At 67.2% G+C, this 18,399-nt stretch carries 17 protein-coding genes, 1 tRNA gene and 1 pseudogene; 10 read left to right on the forward strand and 9 right to left on the reverse strand.

Translation table 11 applies throughout. The features are described 5' to 3' along the window. Window positions 1–2 precede the first annotated feature (2 nt). The 4 genes from AB4Y80_RS12590 to AB4Y80_RS12605 are packed head-to-tail and all read right to left on the reverse strand — an operon-like array spanning window position 3 to window position 5,696. Entirely contained in the window at window positions 3–581 is a 579-nt protein-coding gene (locus AB4Y80_RS12590; protein ID WP_442214538.1) for a Na+/H+ antiporter subunit E, read from the reverse strand. After that, a complete protein-coding gene (locus AB4Y80_RS12595) occupies window positions 578–2,206 on the reverse strand; it encodes a Na+/H+ antiporter subunit D (RefSeq protein WP_442214540.1) in 1,629 nt (542 codons plus the stop codon). The genes AB4Y80_RS12590 and AB4Y80_RS12595 overlap by 4 nt, the downstream gene beginning before the upstream one ends. Beyond that, window positions 2,203–2,727, reverse strand: coding sequence for a Na(+)/H(+) antiporter subunit C (locus tag AB4Y80_RS12600; protein ID WP_442214541.1), 525 nt, complete (start codon window positions 2,725–2,727; stop codon window positions 2,203–2,205). Before AB4Y80_RS12600 ends, AB4Y80_RS12595 begins: the two co-directional genes overlap by 4 nt. After that, window positions 2,724–5,696, reverse strand: coding sequence for a Na+/H+ antiporter subunit A (locus AB4Y80_RS12605; protein ID WP_442214542.1), 2,973 nt, complete (start codon window positions 5,694–5,696; stop codon window positions 2,724–2,726). Before AB4Y80_RS12605 ends, AB4Y80_RS12600 begins: the two co-directional genes overlap by 4 nt. 204 nt (window positions 5,697–5,900) lie before the next feature. Here AB4Y80_RS12605 and AB4Y80_RS12610 point away from each other — a divergent pair, with 204 nt between their 5' ends. Next, complete coding sequence (locus AB4Y80_RS12610) at window positions 5,901–7,229, forward strand: MFS transporter (protein ID WP_442214543.1); 1,329 nt, start codon at window positions 5,901–5,903, stop codon at window positions 7,227–7,229. Window positions 7,230–7,257: 28 nt separating this feature from the next. Here AB4Y80_RS12610 and dcd read toward each other — a convergent pair whose 3' ends face one another. Next, on the reverse strand, window positions 7,258–7,833 hold the full coding sequence (gene dcd / locus AB4Y80_RS12615) for a dCTP deaminase (RefSeq protein ID WP_442214544.1): 576 nt from the start codon (window positions 7,831–7,833) through the stop codon (window positions 7,258–7,260). Window positions 7,834–7,933: 100 nt separating this feature from the next. On the opposite strand from dcd, the gene AB4Y80_RS12620 reads away from it, so the two are divergent. The 5 genes from AB4Y80_RS12620 (at window position 7,934) to AB4Y80_RS12640 (ending at window position 11,266) form a co-directional block, all read left to right on the forward strand. Beyond that, window positions 7,934–8,419 (forward strand): cation:proton antiporter regulatory subunit, encoded by a 486-nt coding sequence (locus AB4Y80_RS12620; RefSeq protein WP_442214545.1) that lies wholly within the window; start codon window positions 7,934–7,936, stop codon window positions 8,417–8,419. A gap of 6 nt (window positions 8,420–8,425) precedes the next feature. After that, window positions 8,426–9,604 carry a cation:proton antiporter gene (locus tag AB4Y80_RS12625; RefSeq protein ID WP_442214546.1) on the forward strand — a complete coding sequence of 393 codons (1,179 nt, stop codon included), beginning with the start codon at window positions 8,426–8,428 and terminating at the stop codon, window positions 9,602–9,604. Window positions 9,605–9,739: 135 nt separating this feature from the next. Beyond that, window positions 9,740–9,813, forward strand: a tRNA-Gly gene (locus AB4Y80_RS12630). 152 nt (window positions 9,814–9,965) lie between these two features. Further along, a complete protein-coding gene (locus AB4Y80_RS12635; protein ID WP_442214547.1) occupies window positions 9,966–10,100 on the forward strand; it encodes a hypothetical protein in 135 nt (44 codons plus the stop codon). Then, complete coding sequence (locus AB4Y80_RS12640; protein ID WP_442214562.1) at window positions 10,100–11,266, forward strand: N(5)-(carboxyethyl)ornithine synthase; 1,167 nt, start codon at window positions 10,100–10,102, stop codon at window positions 11,264–11,266. Before AB4Y80_RS12635 ends, AB4Y80_RS12640 begins: the two co-directional genes overlap by 1 nt. A gap of 21 nt (window positions 11,267–11,287) precedes the next feature. Here AB4Y80_RS12640 and AB4Y80_RS12645 read toward each other — a convergent pair whose 3' ends face one another. From AB4Y80_RS12645 to AB4Y80_RS12655, 3 genes are all read right to left on the reverse strand, one after another. Then, window positions 11,288–11,710 (reverse strand): VOC family protein, encoded by a 423-nt coding sequence (locus AB4Y80_RS12645; protein WP_442214548.1) that lies wholly within the window; start codon window positions 11,708–11,710, stop codon window positions 11,288–11,290. Between the two features lie 19 nt (window positions 11,711–11,729). Further along, the gene (locus AB4Y80_RS12650) at window positions 11,730–12,779 is read right to left on the reverse strand and encodes a fatty acid desaturase family protein (protein ID WP_442214563.1); all 1,050 of its coding nucleotides are present in this window, start codon (window positions 12,777–12,779) and stop codon (window positions 11,730–11,732) included. Window positions 12,780–12,982: 203 nt separating this feature from the next. Next, the gene (locus tag AB4Y80_RS12655; protein WP_442214549.1) at window positions 12,983–14,314 is read right to left on the reverse strand and encodes an MFS transporter; all 1,332 of its coding nucleotides are present in this window, start codon (window positions 14,312–14,314) and stop codon (window positions 12,983–12,985) included. 125 nt (window positions 14,315–14,439) lie between these two features. On the opposite strand from AB4Y80_RS12655, the gene AB4Y80_RS12660 reads away from it, so the two are divergent. Then, a complete protein-coding gene (locus AB4Y80_RS12660) occupies window positions 14,440–15,315 on the forward strand; it encodes a LysR substrate-binding domain-containing protein (protein ID WP_442214551.1) in 876 nt (291 codons plus the stop codon). A 78-nt stretch (window positions 15,316–15,393) separates the two neighbouring features. Then, entirely contained in the window at window positions 15,394–15,840 is a 447-nt protein-coding gene (gene panD, locus AB4Y80_RS12665; protein ID WP_442214553.1) for an aspartate 1-decarboxylase, read from the forward strand. 6 nt (window positions 15,841–15,846) lie between these two features. Here the strand turns inward: panD and AB4Y80_RS12670 are convergent, their stop codons facing one another. Beyond that, on the reverse strand, window positions 15,847–16,719 hold the full coding sequence (locus AB4Y80_RS12670) for an NAD-dependent epimerase/dehydratase family protein (protein WP_442214554.1): 873 nt from the start codon (window positions 16,717–16,719) through the stop codon (window positions 15,847–15,849). A 108-nt stretch (window positions 16,720–16,827) separates the two neighbouring features. Here AB4Y80_RS12670 and AB4Y80_RS12675 point away from each other — a divergent pair, with 108 nt between their 5' ends. After that, window positions 16,828–17,754: an AEC family transporter gene (locus AB4Y80_RS12675; protein WP_442214564.1), complete on the forward strand. Its 927-nt coding sequence runs from the start codon at window positions 16,828–16,830 to the stop codon at window positions 17,752–17,754. A gap of 180 nt (window positions 17,755–17,934) precedes the next feature. Then, window positions 17,935–18,399: pseudogene (locus AB4Y80_RS12680) on the forward strand (hypothetical protein); the annotation flags it as partial.

Raw genomic sequence — 18,399 nt, forward strand, 5'->3', positions numbered from 1 at the left:
GCTCACGGTGCCTCCCGGGGTGAGTTGTTGTCTTCGCGGTGCAGGGCCGCGAGCTCGTCGCGGCTGCCCATGACACGGATCAGGCCGGCCTCGATGCCGCGGATGTCCGCGCGCACCTTTTCCACGCTTTCGGGCGTGGCCACGTTCAGGGCGTGAACGTACAGGGTGGATGTGCCCCGGTCCACCTCGACCACCAGCGAGCCGGGGATCAGGGAGAGCACATGGCCGGTGGCGGTCATGATGAGGTCCGATGTGCTGCGCAGCGGCACCGCGATGACCGCGTTGCGGATGGCCGGCCCGCGCACCGCGCCCAGGTAAAAGACCTGGATGCTGGCCACCACCACTTCCTTCAGGAACCACGCCGCGAAGGTGGCCGCGCGCAGCACGTTGAACCGCCCGCTCAGTTCCACCGGCGGCAGGTAGAACATGCGCGAGACGCCCACTGCGATCAACGCGCCAAAGAGCAGGTTTCCCGGGCTGAAGTCCCGCCACAGGGCCCCCCACACCACCACCAGCCAGATGAGCAGCGGCAGTTTTTCCCACCGCTTCCTCCGGTCCCCCGCCCGTGCCTTAGCGCTCACCGGGCACCCGCCCCACTGCCCAGGACGGCCTCGATGTAGGGGGTGCGGGCCAGCATGCTGTCCGCCGCGTCCCGGCTCAGGTCAAACAAGGGCCCGGCAAAGACGGACATGGCCACACCCAGGGCCACCAGGGCCATGGTGGAGTACACCATCAGCGGCGGCAGGATGGGGATCTCGTTGTTCCCGGCATAGCGCCCCTGCGTGGCGTCGACATACTTGCTGGTGCGCAGCGCCCGCATGCTGCGCCCGCCGGAGGCATCCGGCGCGGTGGCCAGCAGCACGGGTTCGGGATCCTCGGCGTCGGCCGTGCTGCGCCAGAACACGCGGTTCCACACGCGCGCCATCACCAGCAGGGTCAGCAGGCTGGCCACCACCGCGCCCACTACCAGCACGTACGCCAGCCCAGTTCCCTGCGCCACGCCGGCCTGCAACAGCCCCAGCTTGCCCAGGAATCCGGAGAACGGCGGGATGCCGGAGAGGTTCATGGCCGGCACAAAGTACAGCACGGCCAACACCGGGGACAGCTTGGCCAGGCCGCCCAGGCGCGCGATGGAGGAGCTGCCGCCGCGGCGCTCCACCAGGCCCGCCACCATGAACAGGCTGGTCTGGACCGTGATGTGGTGGATGACGTAAAACACGGCCGCCGCCAGGCCGAGCGCCGAGGACAGGGCCACCCCGAAGACCATGTAGCCGATGTGGCTGACCAGGGTGAAGGAGAGCATGCGCTTGATGTCCGTCTGGGCCACGGCGCCGAGGATGCCGATGATCATGGTCAGCAACGCGGCCACGAGCAGGACCGCGTTGAAGTGGTCGGTGGGAAAGAGCAGGGTCTCCGTGCGGATGATGGCATATACGCCCACCTTGGTGAGCAGGCCGGCAAAGACGGCGGTGACCGGCGCCGGCGCCGTGGGATAGGAGTCCGGCAGCCAGAACGACAGCGGGAACACGGCGGCCTTGATGCCAAAGGCAACCAGCAGCATGATGTGCAGCAGGTGTTGGGTGCCGGATTCCAGGCTGCCCAGCTTCACGGCCAAATCGGCCAGGTTCACGGTGCCAGTGGCCCCGTAAATCATGGCGATGGCGATCAAGAACAGCAGCGAGGACACCACACTGACCACCACATAGGTGACGCCGGCACGGATCCGCGAGCCCGTCCCGCCCAGGGTCATCAGGACGTAGCTGGCGGTCAGCAGGATCTCGAACCCCACATAGAGGTTAAACAGGTCCCCGGCCAGGAAGGCGTTGGACACCCCCGCCACCAGGATCAGGTAGGTCGGGTGGAAAACGGACACCGGGCCGCGTTCCTCGCCGTCGGCCGCACCCTGCCCGGCGGCGAAGACCAGCACGGCCAGGCTGACGGCGGAGGAGATCACCAGCAGCAGGGAGGAGAACTGGTCCGCCACCATCACGATCCCAAATGGCGGCAACCAGCCGCCGAGGTTGATGGCGACCGGCCCCGAATGCCAGACGGAGGCCAGCACCAGCACCTCCAGGGCCAGCGTCAGCGTCAGGGCGCCCATGCTGACCCGGCGCTGGGCACCGGGGCGCCGGATGAGCACAAAGGCCAGTGCCGCGCCCAGGAACGGAACGGCAACGGCGAGCGGCGCCAGGGCGGCGATCGTCATGGTGTGTCCTTCCGGGGCGGCTGGGCGGTGGCGCCCTTCGAGGGCGGCCCCTCCCTTTTCAAGATGACCCGCGGAATCATTTCGAGGTTGGCCGCGGTGTGTTGGTTTTCGTGGAAGTCGGAGACCTCCACGGCAATCGCCGAATCCTCCTCGGCATCGAAGAGATCCTGCTGGGCCACGCGGCGGTCCTCCCGGTCGTCCTGGATTTCGTCGGCCCGGCTGAGCAGCCAGGAGCGGTAGATCAGGCTGAGCATGAAGGCCGTGACGGCGAAGGAAATGACGATGGAGGTCAGGATGAAGGCCTGCGGCAGCGGATCGTTGTATGCCGCGGCGCCAATGTCCTGGGCGAAGATGGGTGCCAGGCCGGCGTACCCGCCCGTGGTGAGCAGGAGGATGTTCGTGGCATTGGCCAGCAGCATCAGGCCCAGCAGCACGCGGGTCAGGCTGCGCTCAAGCAGCAGGTAGATGCCGATGGCGTACAGCACCCCCATGACCAGCAGCAGCGTCAGGTTGATGCTCATCGCCCCACCTCCAGCGGCTCGTCGTCCTCGATGAGCGTGACGGCGCCGATGCCGTCTTCCTCGTGCTGGTCGATTTCCGACCCCAGGCTGCGCAGGACGTCGATGACCAGGCCCACCACCACCAGGTACACGCCGATGTCAAAGAGGGTGGACGTGACGAATTTGACGTGGCCCAGGACGGGCAGCTCAAAGGACAGAATGGCGCTTTGGAAAACGTCCCCGCCCAGGAACAACGGCACGATCCCGGTCAGTGCGGCGGCGGCCAGGCCAAGGCCCAGCAGGGTCCCGGCCGAGATCCGCGTGGCCTCCGCCAGCTCGAAGCGGCCCCCGGCGAGGTACCGAAGCGCCAGGGCCAGCCCGGCCACCAGCCCGCCGGCAAACCCGCCGCCGGTGCCGTTGTGTCCGGCCAGCAACAGGTAGATGGAGAGCACGATGATGCTGTGGAACACCAACCGGGTCACCACCTCGATGATGATCGAGCGCCGCTCCGGGGCCAGGGTCCGCCCGGCCACCAGCCAGGCGTTGCCGGCGGAGGTGGCAAAGCGTTCGGCGAGCGCCGTGGCGACGTTGGGCGTCTTCTCCGCGGCCGTCCGCCCGACGCTGCCCGTCGCAACGGTCTCGGCCCGGGGCAGCTTGTTCCCGCGGCCCCGAACGAAAATCAGGCTGGCCACCCCGGTGGCGGCGATGGCGAGGACGGAGATCTCGCCAAAGGTGTCCCAGGCCCGGATGTCCACCAGCGTCACATTGACCACATTGAGCCCGCCGCCCTCCTCATAGGCGAGTCTGGGCAGGCCCAGGCTGACGGGCGAGTCGATGCGCGAGCCCATGGCCACGATGCCCACCACCACCATGACGGCGCCAAACGCCGCGCCCAGCAGCATCCGCACCAGCTTGCGGCCGCCGGTGGTGCGCTCCCGCAGCCCCGCCGGCAGCGACCGCATGGCCAGCACGAATGCCACCAGGATGATGGTTTCCACCAGCATCTGGGTGAGCGCCAAATCCGGCGCGCCCTGCAGGGCAAAGATCAGGGCCACGCCATAGCCGGTGACGGAGACCATCAGCACGGCCATGAAGCGCTTCGTGGCCCGCGCGGCGGCCACGGCGCCAATCGCGATGCCCACCGCCGCCACCACCTGGAACGGGGACCCGGCATCCAGGAAGTACAGTTTGTGGGTCCAGTGCCGCCCGGTCAGGGCCAGGACGGCGCCAATGGAGCCGATGGCCGTGGCCAGGATGACGGCGAGATAAAAGAACAGCGAACCGCGCTGGGTGCGCCCGGTGACCCAGATGGCCACCAGGTCCAGCAGCACGATCGACTGCCGGTACCAGCGTGCCAGGTCCACCCTTGCCGGCAGCCGGCCTTGCAGGACCTCGATCCGGTCCCGGGCCAGGAAGAGGGCCAGCCCGCCGGCCACCGCGACGGCGCTCAGGGCCAGCGGGAGCGTAAAGCCGTGCCACAGCTGCAGATGTATGCCGTCCGGGCCATGTGCGCGGAACTGGGAGCTGTAGGGCCGGATCCAGGATTCCACCAGGGACGGGTACAGCCCGTACGCGAGCGTCAGGGCGCTCAACAGCGCGGGGGCGCCCAGGAACAGCCAGCTCACCGGCTTGAAGGCGGTGCCGGGGCCGGTTGCCTTCCGGGCGAAGCCGCCCCACATGAACCGGGCGCTGTAGGCCACGGTGAGGATGGACCCCAGCACCATGATCGACAGCACCGCCGCACCCGCCGGCTGACCCGCCGGGCCGTACCGGAGGTTGGCCGCGAACGCGGCGAACACCGATTCCTTGGCCACAAAACCGGCCAGCACCGGCAGCCCGGCCATGGATGCCGCACCGATCAACGCCACGACCCCCAACCTGGGCGCGGAGCGGAAAACGCCGGACAGTTCACGGATGTCGCGGGTGCCGCTTTGATGGTCGATGATGCCGACCACCAGAAACAGCGACGCCTTGAACAACCCATGCGCCAGCATCAGGGCCATGCCCGCCATGGCCGCCTCCTGGCTGCCCAGGCCGACGACGACCATCAGGAACCCCAGCTGGCTCACCGTGCCGTAGGCCAGGATCAGCTTCAAATCGTGCTGGCGCAGCGCCCGCCAGCCGCCGACCATCATGGTGGCCAGGCCCAGGATCGTGATGATGAGCTGCCAATACGGTGTTTGGGAGAATCCGGGGGCCAGGCGGGCCACCAGGTAGATGCCGGCCTTCACCATGGCGGCGGCGTGCAGGTAGGCGCTGACGGGGGTGGGCGCGGCCATGGCGCCGGGCAGCCAGAAGTGGAACGGCAGCAGCGCCGACTTTGTCACGGCGCCCACGAGCAGCAGCGCAATGCCGATGTCCAAGATGGTGCCCGGCATCCCGGTTGCGGCCACGAGGGCCGGCGCCCTGGCCAGCACCCCGGAAATGCTGTAGGTCCCGGCGCTCTCGCCCACCATGATCAGGCCCACCAGCATGGCCAGCCCGCCAAAGGTGGTGACGATGAGCGCCTGCAAGGCTGCGCGCCGGGCCGCGATGCGGGTGCGGGCGTAGCCGATCAACAGATAGGACAGGACGGTGGTCAGTTCCCAGAACACATACAGGAGAATCAGGTTGTCCGCCGTGACCAGGCCAAACATGGCCCCGGCGAAGGCCAGCAGCTGGGCACCAAAGCCGGCCAGGCCGGCGTCGTCCGTCTTGAAATAGCGGGCGCAGTAGGCCAGCACCAATGCCCCGATGCCGAGCACCAGCAAGGACATGAGCCACGCCAGCGGGTCCATCCGGAACGCCAGTTCCAGATCCAGGACGGGGATCCAGGGAATGGTGAGAGTGGCGGCGCCGGGGGCATACGCGCCGGGGTATTGGGTCAGCAGCCAGATGAAGCTGCCCGCGGGGACGGCGGCCAGCACGTAAAACGCGGCGCGCCCCCAGCGGGAAAACAATGCGGGCGCGAGAATAGCCACGATGAAATGTACACCAAGGACAATCAACACTGTGGGCTCCGCAGGGTTCGGGCTGGACGTCTGAAGCGCAGGGCAGGGTCGGTTCCCGACCCTAATACCCTATCAAGCGGTGGGCCGAAACCCGGCGGCCAAAACTCGGAAACGGTCATCTTGTAAGGACCGTCACAGTAACGGGCGCCTTAATGCCTGCGCGAATCCTCCCCGCCGGCCGGGCGGGCGGCTAGCATGTGCCCTATGACTGAGTACCCCCCGGCCGCGTTCCCGCACGCAACCAGCGCCCGAACGCCCGGCACCACCTGGCAGATCGTGGCCTGGTCCGCCTGGGACTGGGGCGGCGCCGCCTTCAACGCCGTCATGACCACGTTCATTTTCACCGCCCTGTACCTGACGGGGGAAGACTTCGGCGGCGCCGCGCACGCCACCACCGTGCTGGCCTTCGCCATGTCCATCTCCGGCCTGGCCATCGCCCTGCTGGCCCCCGTCGCCGGGCAGCGCACGGACCACAGCGGCCGGCGAAAAAGGTGGCTGGGCATCAACACGGTCATCGTGGCGGCCCTGACCGGTGCCTGCTTTTTCGTCCAGCCGCACGAGTCGTTCCTCTTGTTCGGGGCCCTGCTGATCGCCGCCGGCCACGTCTTCTTTGAGATTGCCGGCGTCAATTACAACGCCATGCTCTTGCAAATCTCCACGAAGGCCACCATCGGCAAGATCAGCGGCTTTGGCTGGGCGGCCGGGTACCTGGGCGGCATCGTGGCCCTGCTCATCGTCTACTTTGGGCTGATCAAGCCGGAGGTGGGGATATTTGGCATCACCGGCGCCGACGGCATGACGTACCGGGCCGTGGCCGTCTTCTCCGCGCTGTGGATTCTGCTCTTCTCCATCCCGGTCATGCTCGCCATCCCCGAATCCAAGCCCGATCCCACCATGCCGCGCGTGGGCTTCGTGCAGTCCTACGTGGAGCTGTACCGCACCATCCGCCGCCTCGGCAAGACCGCTCCGCACACCCTGTACTTCCTGGCCTCCTCCGCCATTTTTCGCGACGGACTGGCCGCGATCTTCACCTTTGGCGCCGTCCTGGCGGTGGGTTCGTTTGGTTTCAAGACCGGGGACGTGCTCATCTTCGCCATCGCCGGCAATGTGGTTGCCGCCGTGGGCGCCCTGTCGGCCGGGTTCTTCGATGACAAATTTGGGCCCAAGGCCGTCATAGTGGTTTCCCTGATCGGGCTGCTGCTATCCGGGGGGACCTTGCTGTTCCTGGGCGGGAAGGGCGCGTTTTGGATCTTCGGGCTGATCCTGTGCCTCTTTGTCGGGCCCGCGCAGTCCTCCGCCCGCACGTTCATGGGCCGGCTGGCGCCCGAGGGCGCGGAGGGTGAAATCTTCGGCCTCTATGCCACCACCGGCCGTGCGGTGTCATTTCTGGCGCCGCAGCTCTTTGGCATGTCCATCGTGATTTTCGGCGCCCAGCGTTGGGGCATCATCGGCATCCTGGTCGTGCTCCTGGCCGGGTTGCTGCTCCTGCTCCCGGTCAAGGCCCCCGCCCACGGCGCCGCCACCCGTCCGTGAGGGGCCGCCCCGCGACGGGCGCCGGACGCTAGATCCTGGTGCGGTGGAAGTTCTGGAAGGACCGCGACGCCGTGGGGCCGCGCTGCCCCTGGTAGCGGCTGCCGTAGTCCCCGGAGCCGTAGGCGTGCTCGGCCGGGGAGGACAGCTGGAAGAAGCACAGCTGGCCGATCTTCATCCCGGGCCACAACTTGATGGGCAGGGTGGCCACGTTGGAAAGTTCCAAGGTGATGTGGCCCGAAAAGCCGGGGTCGATGAAGCCGGCCGTGGAGTGGGTGAGCAGACCCAGCCGGCCCAGCGACGACTTGCCTTCCAGCCGGGCGGCCACGTCGTCGGGCAAGGTGACTGTCTCATAGGTGGAGCTGAGCGCGAACTCGCCCGGGTGCAGGATGAACGGCTCGTCCGGGTCAACCTCCACCATGCGGGTCAGCTCCGGCTGTTCCTCGGCCGGGTCAATGTGCGCGTAGCGGTGGTTGTCGAACAGACGGAAGAACCTGTCGATGCGCACGTCGACGCTGGACGGTTGCACCATGGCGGGGTCGTAAGGGTCCAAGACAATGCGCTTGGCGTGAATTTCGGCACGTATGTCGCGGTCTGAGATCAGCACCCTCTAAAAATAGCGCACGGCCCCCCGTGGGGACTATTTGGTACCGCGAGAGCGTTAAGCCAAACGGGGATTTGCCACACTTGACGACTAAGGTAAGACCATGAACATTGAAGAGACTCCGCTTCCGGGCATTGGAGTCCGCCGGGAACTCCGGCTCGCCACCGGACGCCGGGTGGGCGTTGTGACGCACCGTGACGGCCACACCGAATTCATTGTCTCGCGCATGGATGATCCGGATGCCTGCGCCCTGTCGCTCCCGCTCAGCGCCGATGAGGCGGCCGCCCTGGGCGGGCTGCTCGGCGCCACCCAGTTGATCGCCCAGCTGTCGGCCGAACAAAAGAACGTCCCCGGCGTCACCACGCACCAAATTCTGATCCGCGACGGCTCCGCCTTCGCCGGCCGGCCCTTGGGCGACACGCAAATGCGCACGCTGACGGGCACGTCCATCGTGGCGCTGCTGCGCGATGACAAGGTCATTGGCTCCCCACGCCCGGATGAGATCCTCCAAGCCGGCGATATGGCGGTCATTGTTGGCACGGATGCCGGCCTGGCCGAGGCAGCCGTGATTTTGCAGTCCCGACAGTAGGCCGCCGTGGATCCGACGACGCTCTCCCTCATCCAGCTTGGTGTCGTCTTCTTCGGGCTGGGTTTTCTGGGACGACTCGCCGGACGAATCGGCATGTCCCCCGTACCCCTGTACCTGCTGGGCGGACTCGCCTTTGGGCACGGCGGATTGGTGGACCTTGGCGGCATCAATGACTTCGCGCACATAGCCAGCGAGATCGGCGTCATCTTGCTGCTGCTGATGCTCGGGCTCGAATATACGGCGCAGGAACTTGTCACCGGCCTGCGGCAGTCCTGGATGGCCGGTCTGCTGGACCTGGTCCTGAACATGCTCCCGGGCGCGATTGTGGCCCTGCTCCTGGGCTGGGGCCCCGTGGGGGCGCTGGTCATGGCCGGCATCACCTACAGCTCCTCCTCCGGAATCATCGCCAAGGTCCTGGGTGATCTTGGCCGCCTCGGCAACAGGGAAACCCCCGTGATCCTGGCCATCCTGGTCATCGAAGACCTGGCCATGGCCGCCTACCTGCCCATCATGACGGCGGTCCTGGCCGGGGTCTCCCTGGCCGGCGGGCTGACGGCCCTGGGCCTTTCCCTGGCCGTCATCACCGCCGTCCTCGTCGGCGCGCTGCGCTACGGGCACCTGGTGTCCTCGGCCCTGGACAGCCCGGACCGGGAGTCGTTCCTGCTCAAGCTGCTTGGTGCTGCACTGCTGGTGGCCGGCATCGCATCGGCGCTGCAGGTCTCCGCCGCCGTCGGGGCCTTCCTGCTGGGGATCGCCATCTCCGGGGGCACCGCGGAAAACGCCGCCCGCGTGCTGGAGCCGTTGCGCGATCTCTTCGCGGCCATGTTCTTCGTTTTGTTCGGGCTGAACACCGACCCCCGCACCATTCCCCCGGTGCTGGGCGTCGCGCTCCTTTTGGCCGTGGTGTCGGCGGCGACCAAGGTGGCCACCGGGTGGTGGGCCGCGCAACAGCAGGGCATCAAGGTGCTGGGGCGCGCCCGCGCCGGCGCCGCGCTCATTGCCCGCGGCGAGTTCTCCATCGTCATCGCCGGCCTGGCCGTGGCCTCCGGCGCCGTGCCGGCCCAGCTGGCCGCCCTCGCGACCACCTATGTGCTGATCATGGCCGTCTTTGGCCCGGTCGCCGCCCGCTATGTGGAGCCGCTGGTGCTTCAGGTCCAGGGGAAGAAGCCGGAGCCGGTGTTTTAGCAGCACGCCCGGCCGCCGGCCCCCGCCCGCACGCTCGCGTCCCGGGGTGCCGTGTCCGGGAACACCCGGATCATCCGCTAGACTTTTGTTCGAGGCCCCCGCGCAGCAGATTTTCGTTGCACGGAAGGCTTTAGTGCGGGCGTAGCTCAATGGTAGAGCGCTAGCTTCCCAAGCTCGATACGCGGGTTCGATTCCCGTCGCCCGCTCCAGATGATGAGGCGTTGTCCGTGCTGCAAGCAGTGCGGACAACGCCTCATTTTTCCGGCCCGCCCCGCACTTGCACCGGTACCGGTGCCCTGTCAGCCAATGCGTGTAGGGTCAGGCTACGGGGCCGTTCCGGCCCCACCTTAAGGGAGCTGACATGGGCGACAAATCACCACGGCAAACCGCATCAAAGAAATCCAGCAAATCGATCAAGGAAAAGCGCGCCGACAAGCGCGCGGGCGAGGCCGGCCCGGGCATTGCCGAGAAGCCCACACCGGCAAAGAAGAAGTGATCCCCGCGGCAACCGGACTGACCCTGGGCGTTGTGGGGTCCTCACGCAAACCGGATGAGCGGCGCGCCCCCATCCACCCGGAACATTTTTCCCGGATTGAACCGGCCGTGCGGGCCCGCCTGGTGGTGGAGCACGGTTACGGGGAACGTTTTGGCTACTCCGACGCCCAGCTGGCCCCGTTGGTGGGCGCCCTGGCCTCCCGAGAGGAGCTGCTGGCACGGGCGGACGTCGTCTTGTTGCCCAAGCCGCAGGCGGCGGATCTGGCCGAATTGCGCGACGGTCAAGTCCTGTGGGGCTGGCCGCACTGCGTCCAGGACCGGGCCATTACCCAGCTGGCCATCGAGAAGAAGTTGACGCTGATCGCCTTCGAGGCCATGAACCACTGGGCGTCCGACGGTGGCTTCGGGCTGCACGTCTTCCACAAGAACAACGAACTGGCCGGCTATTGCTCGGTCCTGCACTCACTGGCCCTGACCGGGTCCACGGGCGACTACGGTCGCCGCCTGAAGGCCGTGGTCATCGGCTTCGGCGCCACCGCCCGCGGCGCCGTCACCGCCTTGAACGCGCACGGCATCCACGAGGTGGCGGTGCTGACCAGCCGCAGCGTGGCCGCCGTCGGCTCCCCCATCCACTCGGTGGAGATTGTGCAGTTCGACCATGCCGTCACCGCGCCCTACGACGCGTACGTCATCTCGGGGCGGGGCCGGAAGCCGCTGGCACCGTTCCTGGCCGAGGCGGACATCGTGGTCAATTGCACGCTGCAGGACCCCAATGCGCCGGTCACCTACCTCAATGAGGGGGACCTCGGCGCCTTCCGTCCGGGCAGCCTCATCGTGGACGTTTCCTGTGATGAGGGCATGGGCTTCAGCTGGGCCCGGAACACCACATTCGCGGAGCCCATGTTCCAGGTGGGCAACCACATCGACTACTACGCGGTGGACCACAGCCCGTCATACCTGTGGAATTCCTCCACGTGGGAGATCAGTGAAGCCATTTTGCCGTTCCTGGACCCGGTGCTGGCCGGACCGTCACACTGGGCGGAAAACGACACCATCCAGCGCGCCATAGAGATTCACGACGGCGTCATCATCAACCCGGCCATCCTTGAGTTCCAGGGGCGGGAGGCGGATTATCCGCACCTTCCCACGGCGGCCGGCGACCGTTAGCGGCATTAACCGTTAGCAACGCTACAGGGTTTTTTGGGCGGCCTCCGGGAGGATTGGCTCAAACAGTTCCACAAGGTTCCCGGACGGATCCTCAACAAGCACCTGGTTGACGCCCACACCGGCCATGACGTCGCTGCGGAAGCGCACGCCGGCGGCCTGCAGCCGCGCCATCTCGGAGTCCAGGTTCGCCACTTGGAGGGAAAATCGGTTCCACCCGCCCGGGGCCGGAAGCGTTCCGTCCGCCATGGCCCGCCCGCCCCCACCCGGGGTGCCCGTCGAGTCCCTGGCCGCCGGGGCACTGAGGAGCAGGCGGAGGGCCCCGCGGGTGAGCATGGCGAACCCGGGCGCCGGATGCATCACCTCCGTGAAGCCCAGCTGCCGGACGTAGAAGCCGATGGCGGCGTCGACGTCGTCCACAATGTAGCGGATGCTGACCTGCTCCATGCCCGGTTCCATCCCGCCCTTAGCGGAACCGCCGCATCAAGGGGCACTCAAACGGGTCCGCCGCGGACAGGCCCACCCGGTTCAGGTAGCTGACAATGATGCCGTAGGACTGCATCAGGCCGGTCTCGGTGACATTGATCCCGTTACGGGCGCACGCCTCGCGGACCAGCCGGCCGGCCCGGTGCAGTTCCGGCCGGGCCATGTCCGGGAACAGGTGGTGCTCCACCTGCCGGTTCAAGCCGCCCATGAGCGTGTCCATGAAGAATCCGCCGCGAATGTTGCGGCTGGTCAGCACTTGGCGGGTCAAGAAGTCCACCCGGCTGCCGGCGGCCAGGATCGGCATGCCCTTGTGGTTCGGCGCGAAGGAGGCTCCCATGTAAAACCCAAACACGCCCATCTGCACGCCCACAAAGGCCAGCGCCATGCCCCACGGCAGCATCAGGAACAGCACGGTGAGGTAGGCGCCAAAACGCAGCACCAGCAGGCCGATTTCAATGTACCGGAACCGGACGCCGCGCCGGCCGAACAAGGTCTTGGCCGAATCCATCACCAGGCTGAACCCCAGGAACAGGATCAGCGGGAACAGCAGCGTGCCCTGGTGCCGGGTGAAGGCGGCCGCGAGCCCGCGCTTGCCCGCCGCGCCGTCCTCGTGGAAGGCCACAATGCCGGTGTGGATGTCAGGATCCTTGCCCACAACATTGGGGTTTTGGTGGTGTGCGTTGTGCTTTTTGACCCACATGGCGTAGCTCATGCCCACCAGCAGGGGCCCCAGGATGCGCGCCGACCAGTCGTTCGCAGCCCGGGAGGCGAACACCTGCTGGTGGGCGGCCTCGTGCGCCAGGAACGCGAACTGGGTGAAAAGGAAGCCCAGGCCGGCGGCGATCACCAGCTGGAACCAGGTGTGACCGAGCAGCACGAATCCGGTTCCGGCTGCGCCCAGCACCACGAGCAGGATGCCGAAGACCAGGCCGTAGAAGGTGCGACGCCGGCGCATCAGTCCCGCCGACCGCACCGTTCGCAGCAGCGCGGCATAGGACTCGATGACGGCGTTGCCGCGCGGGGGCCCCATGGAGGCGCGTCCCACCCACGCACCGTCCGCGGGCGCGGTTTCGGAGGGACGTGATATGTGGTTGGGGTAGGTCATCATGTCACCGGGCGGTCAAGGTCGACCGTCTAAGCCGGCAAGGAAACCGAAAAAACTTTCGTCCATCCAGCTTAAACCCGGCGGGCGTGAAAGTCTCCCCCACCCGTGGCGACAAATTGGCGGGCGGCTCAGGCGCTTCTCGGGACGATGAACACCGGGCGCCGGGCACTGCGCAGGTTCATCCGCACGGTCAGCTGGCCGCGCCGGGCCAGGATCACCGCAATCGTTCCGGCGGCAAGTGCCGGCACACCGCCGGCGACCACCATGGCCCATTGCACGCCGAGGTGTTCGGCCAGGAAGCCCATCAGCGGCCCGCCCACGGCCTGCCCGCCAATGAGCACCATGATGTACAAGCTCATGACGCGGCCGCGGACCTGCACATTGGTGGACATCTGCACCAGCTGGTTGGCGCTGGTCAAAAACAACAGCGAGGCAAAACCGGCCACCACCATCACGGCCCCAAACGTCACCATGCCCGGGGCCAGGGAAGCGATCATGAGCACCACGCCATAGGCGCCGGCGGCGGAGATCACCGAGCGCAGCCGCAGCACGGCCACCCGGGTGGAGGCGAGGGCCCCGGCCAGCGCCCCCATGGCCACCAGGGTGTTCAACAGCCCGTAGCCGCCGGCACCGGCGTCGAACACGTTGTTGGCGTAGGCGGCCATCAGGACGGCCAGGCTCAACCCGAAGACCGAGAAGAAGGCGGCCATGACCGTGGGCCAGAAAATGGTGGGCTTGCGCAAGACATAGCGGACGCCCTCCATGAACTGGCCCCGGGCGCGCTTGGCCGGCGCGCATTTCACGAGCTCGGCCGGGCGGACACAGGCCAGGGAGATCACGGTGACGGCGCACGCGAACGCGTTGACCGCGAACGCCCAGCCGCCGCCCACGGCCGTGATCAAGACGCCGCTGACGGCCGGGCCGATCATCCCGCCCATCTGGAAGATCGAGGAATTCAAGCTGATGGCGTTCCGCAGTTGCCTCGGGCCTACGAGCTCGTTGACGAACACCTGGCGGGCGGGCTGGTCGGCCACCACCACCAGGCCCAGCACAAACGCGATCACGTAAATATGCCACACCGCCAGGTGCCCGGTCAGGGCCAGCGCGGCCATGACCGCGGCCAGCACGCCGGCCGAGCCCTGGCTGATCATCAGGATCAGGCGTTTGGAGTACCGATCCGCCAGGATGCCGCCCAGGGGCATCAGGACCAGGGACGGGATGAACTGCATGAACACGGTGATGCCCACGGCCGTGACGCTGCCGGAAAGCTGGAGCACCATCCAGTCCTGGGCCACGCGCTGCATCCACACGGCGATGACGGCCAGCAGGTTGGCGGAGGCAAAAATGCGGTAATTGCGAATTTTCAGCGAGGAGAAGGTCTGGCTCCACGGCGGCCGGGCGGCCACGAGGTCGATGGGGGCGGTCAGGGCAGCATTTTCGAGTGCTGGAGGGGGCGTCAACGAGGATCCTGGGCTTGGGGTGGATGGTTGTCTGCCTTAACCCTAGGATGGCCGTCACCATGCCGAAAGAGTATGGTGATTATAAGTAGCATTGCGATTCGTAATGAAGGGGCCGACTTTCCGCCATGCACGACACCCCCACCTTTGACCCCGCCCAACTGAAGAGCTTTCTTGCCGTGGCCGAGACCCGCAATTTCACCCGGGCCGCGGAGCGGCTGGGCATCAGCCAGCCCACCGTCAGCCAGCATGTGCGCAAGCTGGAGCAGGCCGCCGGCCGCATCCTGGTGGCCCGGGACACCCGCGACGTCCGGCTCACGGACAACGGCGACGCCATGGCCGGTTTTGCCCGCACCATCCTGGCCGCCAACGACGCGGCCAGCCGTTATTTCTCCGGGATCGCCATGCGGGGGCGGCTGCGCTTCGGCACGGCCGATGACCTCGCCATCACCGGCCTGCCCCGCATCCTGCGCGAGTTCCGCCAGCTCTACCCGCACATCAACCTTGAACTCACGGTGAGCCAAAGCGATCAACTACACCGCCGGCTCAAGGCCGGGCAGCTGGACTTGGTGTTTGTGAAATGGGTGTCCGGGACACAGGAGGGGGTGGTGGTGAAGCAGGATTCCTTTGCCTGGGTGGGCCTGGAACAAACGGTCCTGGAGCCCGGTTCGCCCGTGCCCGTCATCGTCTATCCCGCGCCCAGCCTGAGCCGCAAACTTGCCCTGGATGCCCTGGAACGGGCCGGGCGCACCTGGCGGGTCACGTGCACCACCAAGCAGATCAGCGGCGTGCTGGCGGCACTGCGAGCGGGGATCGGGGTGGCCGTCATGCCGACGTCGCTGGTGCCAGATGACCTGAAGATCATCACCTCGCGCTTTGACCTGCCGGCCGTGGGCGACGTGGACTTCACGCTGATCCGCAACCCGCTGGCCAACACCGAGGTGGTGGACGCGCTGACGCAGGCGATCATGGGCCGCAAGCTGACCCCCCTCGGGAGGAGATAGCACGGGCGGAGATAGCACGGGCGGAGATAGCGAAACATTCAGCCGGGCCCAAGCCGCCGGCAGTAGACTGGTGCCCTTATGAACAGAACCATGTTTAAGTCCAAGATCCACCGGGCCACGGTGACCCACGCCGATCTGCACTACGTCGGCTCCGTCACCGTCGACGCCGATCTGCTGGACGCCGCGGACATCCTGCCCGGYGAACTCGTCTCCATTGTGGACATCACCAACGGCGCCCGCCTGGAGACGTATACGATCGCCGGCGTGCGCGGTTCCGGGGTGATCGGCATCAACGGTGCCGCCGCACACCTGGTTGACGTGGGTGATCTGGTCATCATGATCACCTACGCGCAAATGACGACGGCGGAAGCGCGCGACTACGTGCCTTCCGTGGTGCATGTGGATGCGGAGAACAAGATTGTGCACCTGGGCACCGACCCGGCCGAGTCGGTCATCGAGGGCCTGCTGCGCCCGGCCCTGTCCGAGTCGGCCCTGGCCGCGCAGACGCTGGCCGACTCCCGGTAGGATCCCTCAGCCGGAGATGCTCTCCCGCCATGAATGCGCCGGATGGTAGCCGATGAGTTCTGCCGCGGCCTCGATGGCCAGCAGGGTTTCAAAGCCGGCCACGTCCCGGCGCCGGGGCAGGTTCGGGAAGAATTCCCCCAGCAGTTCCGCCGATTGGCGGTTCATGATGGTGTCCGCCGCGGCGATGATCACGTTTTCACTGCCCGCGCTGCCCGCCTCGACGGCGTTGCGGCAGGCGGCGCCGACGTCGCGGGCATCCACATAGCCCCACAGATTCCACGCCCGGGACCGCGGGTCGGCCCAAAACCCCGGCACCCGGTGGTATTCGGCCTCGGCGAAGATGTTCGTCAGGCGCAGGCCCACAAACGGGATCCCCGACCATGCCGCAATCCGGGCGGCGGCGCCCTCCCCGAGCACCTTGGACAAGGCGTACGTTGAGGACGGGTGCGGGAAGTGGGCCTCGTCGACCGGGGCATACCGCAAGGTTCCCCCGTCCTCCCCGAACGGCAAACCCAGCGTGGTCTCGCTGGAGGCCCACACCACCCGCTGCAGCCCCAGTGCCTGCGCGGCCAAGAAGACGTTGTGGTTCATGGCGGTGTTGCGATTGAGCGTCTCGGCCGGCGGGAACATGCCCGGCTCCGGAATGTTCGCCAGATGGACCACGGCATCCGCCCCGGTCAGTGCCTGCAGCGCCTGCCCGTAGTCGGTCAGGTCCGCGCGCATGGTGGGCGCCCCCAGGTCCGAGTTCCGACCCACCGGTCCGGCCAGGTCGCAGGCGAGCACGTTGTAGTCGTGCGCCAGGAGCTCCGCCACGGCGGCTCGACCGGCCTTTCCATGGGCGCCCGTGACGGCGACGGTCTTGATGGCGCGGGAATTCATGGTGGCTCCTTGTGTGACGGCGTCCCATGGACCGAAGCGGCAGAAACGCGCTTTCCCAGCTTAGGCTTGGGACGTGCCATCCGTGAATCCCTCCCGCCCGCCTCCGCCGTGCTAGCCGTCATTGAGGGCTTTTCCGTCGTCTGGCTCATCATTTTTGTGGGTTGGTTTGTGGGTCGGGCGAAGGTGCTCGGCGAGAACGCGCCGCTGGTCTTGAGCCGGCTGTCTTTTTTTGTGGCGAGCCCCGCCCTGCTGCTGGAGACCCTGGCCAGGGCGGATTTGAAGGCCGTCTTTGCCGAACCGTTGCTGGTGGCTGGCGCCAGCGCTGTGATCACCGGCGGTATTTTCCTGCTTATTGCCAGGTTTTGGCTTCAACGTTCCGTGAGCGAATCCCTGATCTCCGCGATGTCGTCCTCGCTGGCCAACGCGGCCAACCTCGGCATCCCGATCGCCGCCTACGTCTTGGGCGATGCGGCACTCATTGCCCCCGTGCTGATTTTCCAGCTGGCGTTTTACACCCCCTGCTACCTGTTGCTGCTGGACACGGCCACCAGCGGCCGCCGCGCCACGCCGGGACGCGTTTTTCTGCAAATTTTCCGCAACCCCATGATTCTGGGCACCATGGTGGGCCTGGTCCTGGCGGCGACAGGGTGGCAGCTGCCCAATCTGGTGGCCGAGCCCATCCACCTGATCGGCGGGGCCGCCATCCCGGCCATCCTGATTGCGTTCGGCATGTCGCTGGGCAGCGGCAGGCCGCTGGCCGCCGCCGACGGGCGACGTACCGAGATCCTGCTGGCCACCGGCTTCAAGTTGGTGGTCCATCCGACGGTCGCCTTCCTGCTGGGCCATTACGTCCTTGGCATGGGCGGCCATGCCCTCTTTGCCGTCGTAGTCGCCGCTGCGCTGCCCACGGCCCAAAGCGTCTATGTGGCGGCCCAGCGCTACCAGGTGGGCGTTGTTATGGCCAAGGACACCGTGCTCGCCACCACCATCCTGGCCATCCCCGCCATGTTCGGGGTGGCGTTTCTGCTCGGCTGAATCCTTGGGGGGCGACGGGGCTGGTCGAGACCGGAGCCCGGCTGCTCGGTCCTGCTGGGCCGGTCCCCGAGTCCCTCTCCCCGGAGGGTGTTGTGGAGCCGGGCATGTATAGAACATATGTTTGTACACAATTCTGAACTATCCATTGACACCGTTTTTGTGTTCTAGGATAATGGTGGTATGAGCACCCCGGCCAATGATCCCGGAACCCCGGGCGGGAACGCCACCGAGCACGTGGCGGCGATCCTTACCGCCCGGGCCGCCCTTCCCCCCATTGAGCCCTTCACCGCCGACGCCCCGGCCCTGGCCGGACTGCCGGCGTTCACCCCCGTCCCGGCCCCCGCCCCGGAACCGGCCTCCCGGGCCTCCGTGGCCCGGGGCGTCTACGACGCGGCCATCACCGCGCTGGCCGCACTCAAGCGGCTCGAGGACGCGACCGCCGCCACCAAGGCCGCCCTGGTGGACCGGCTGCTGGGCGCCGCCGCCGTGGAGGCCGCCGCCCTGGCCCTGGACCCCTGGCAGGCCGGGAAGGCCGAGGCCTCCGCGAAGGCCGAACTGGCCCTGACCCTGGCCATCCCGGCCCGCACCGCCGCCGCCCTGGCCGACCGGGCCCGGGAGCTGATCCAAGACCACCCGGGAGCCCGG

The organism is Specibacter sp. RAF43 (assembly GCF_052114065.1).
Lineage (GTDB): Bacteria > Actinomycetota > Actinomycetes > Actinomycetales > Micrococcaceae > Specibacter.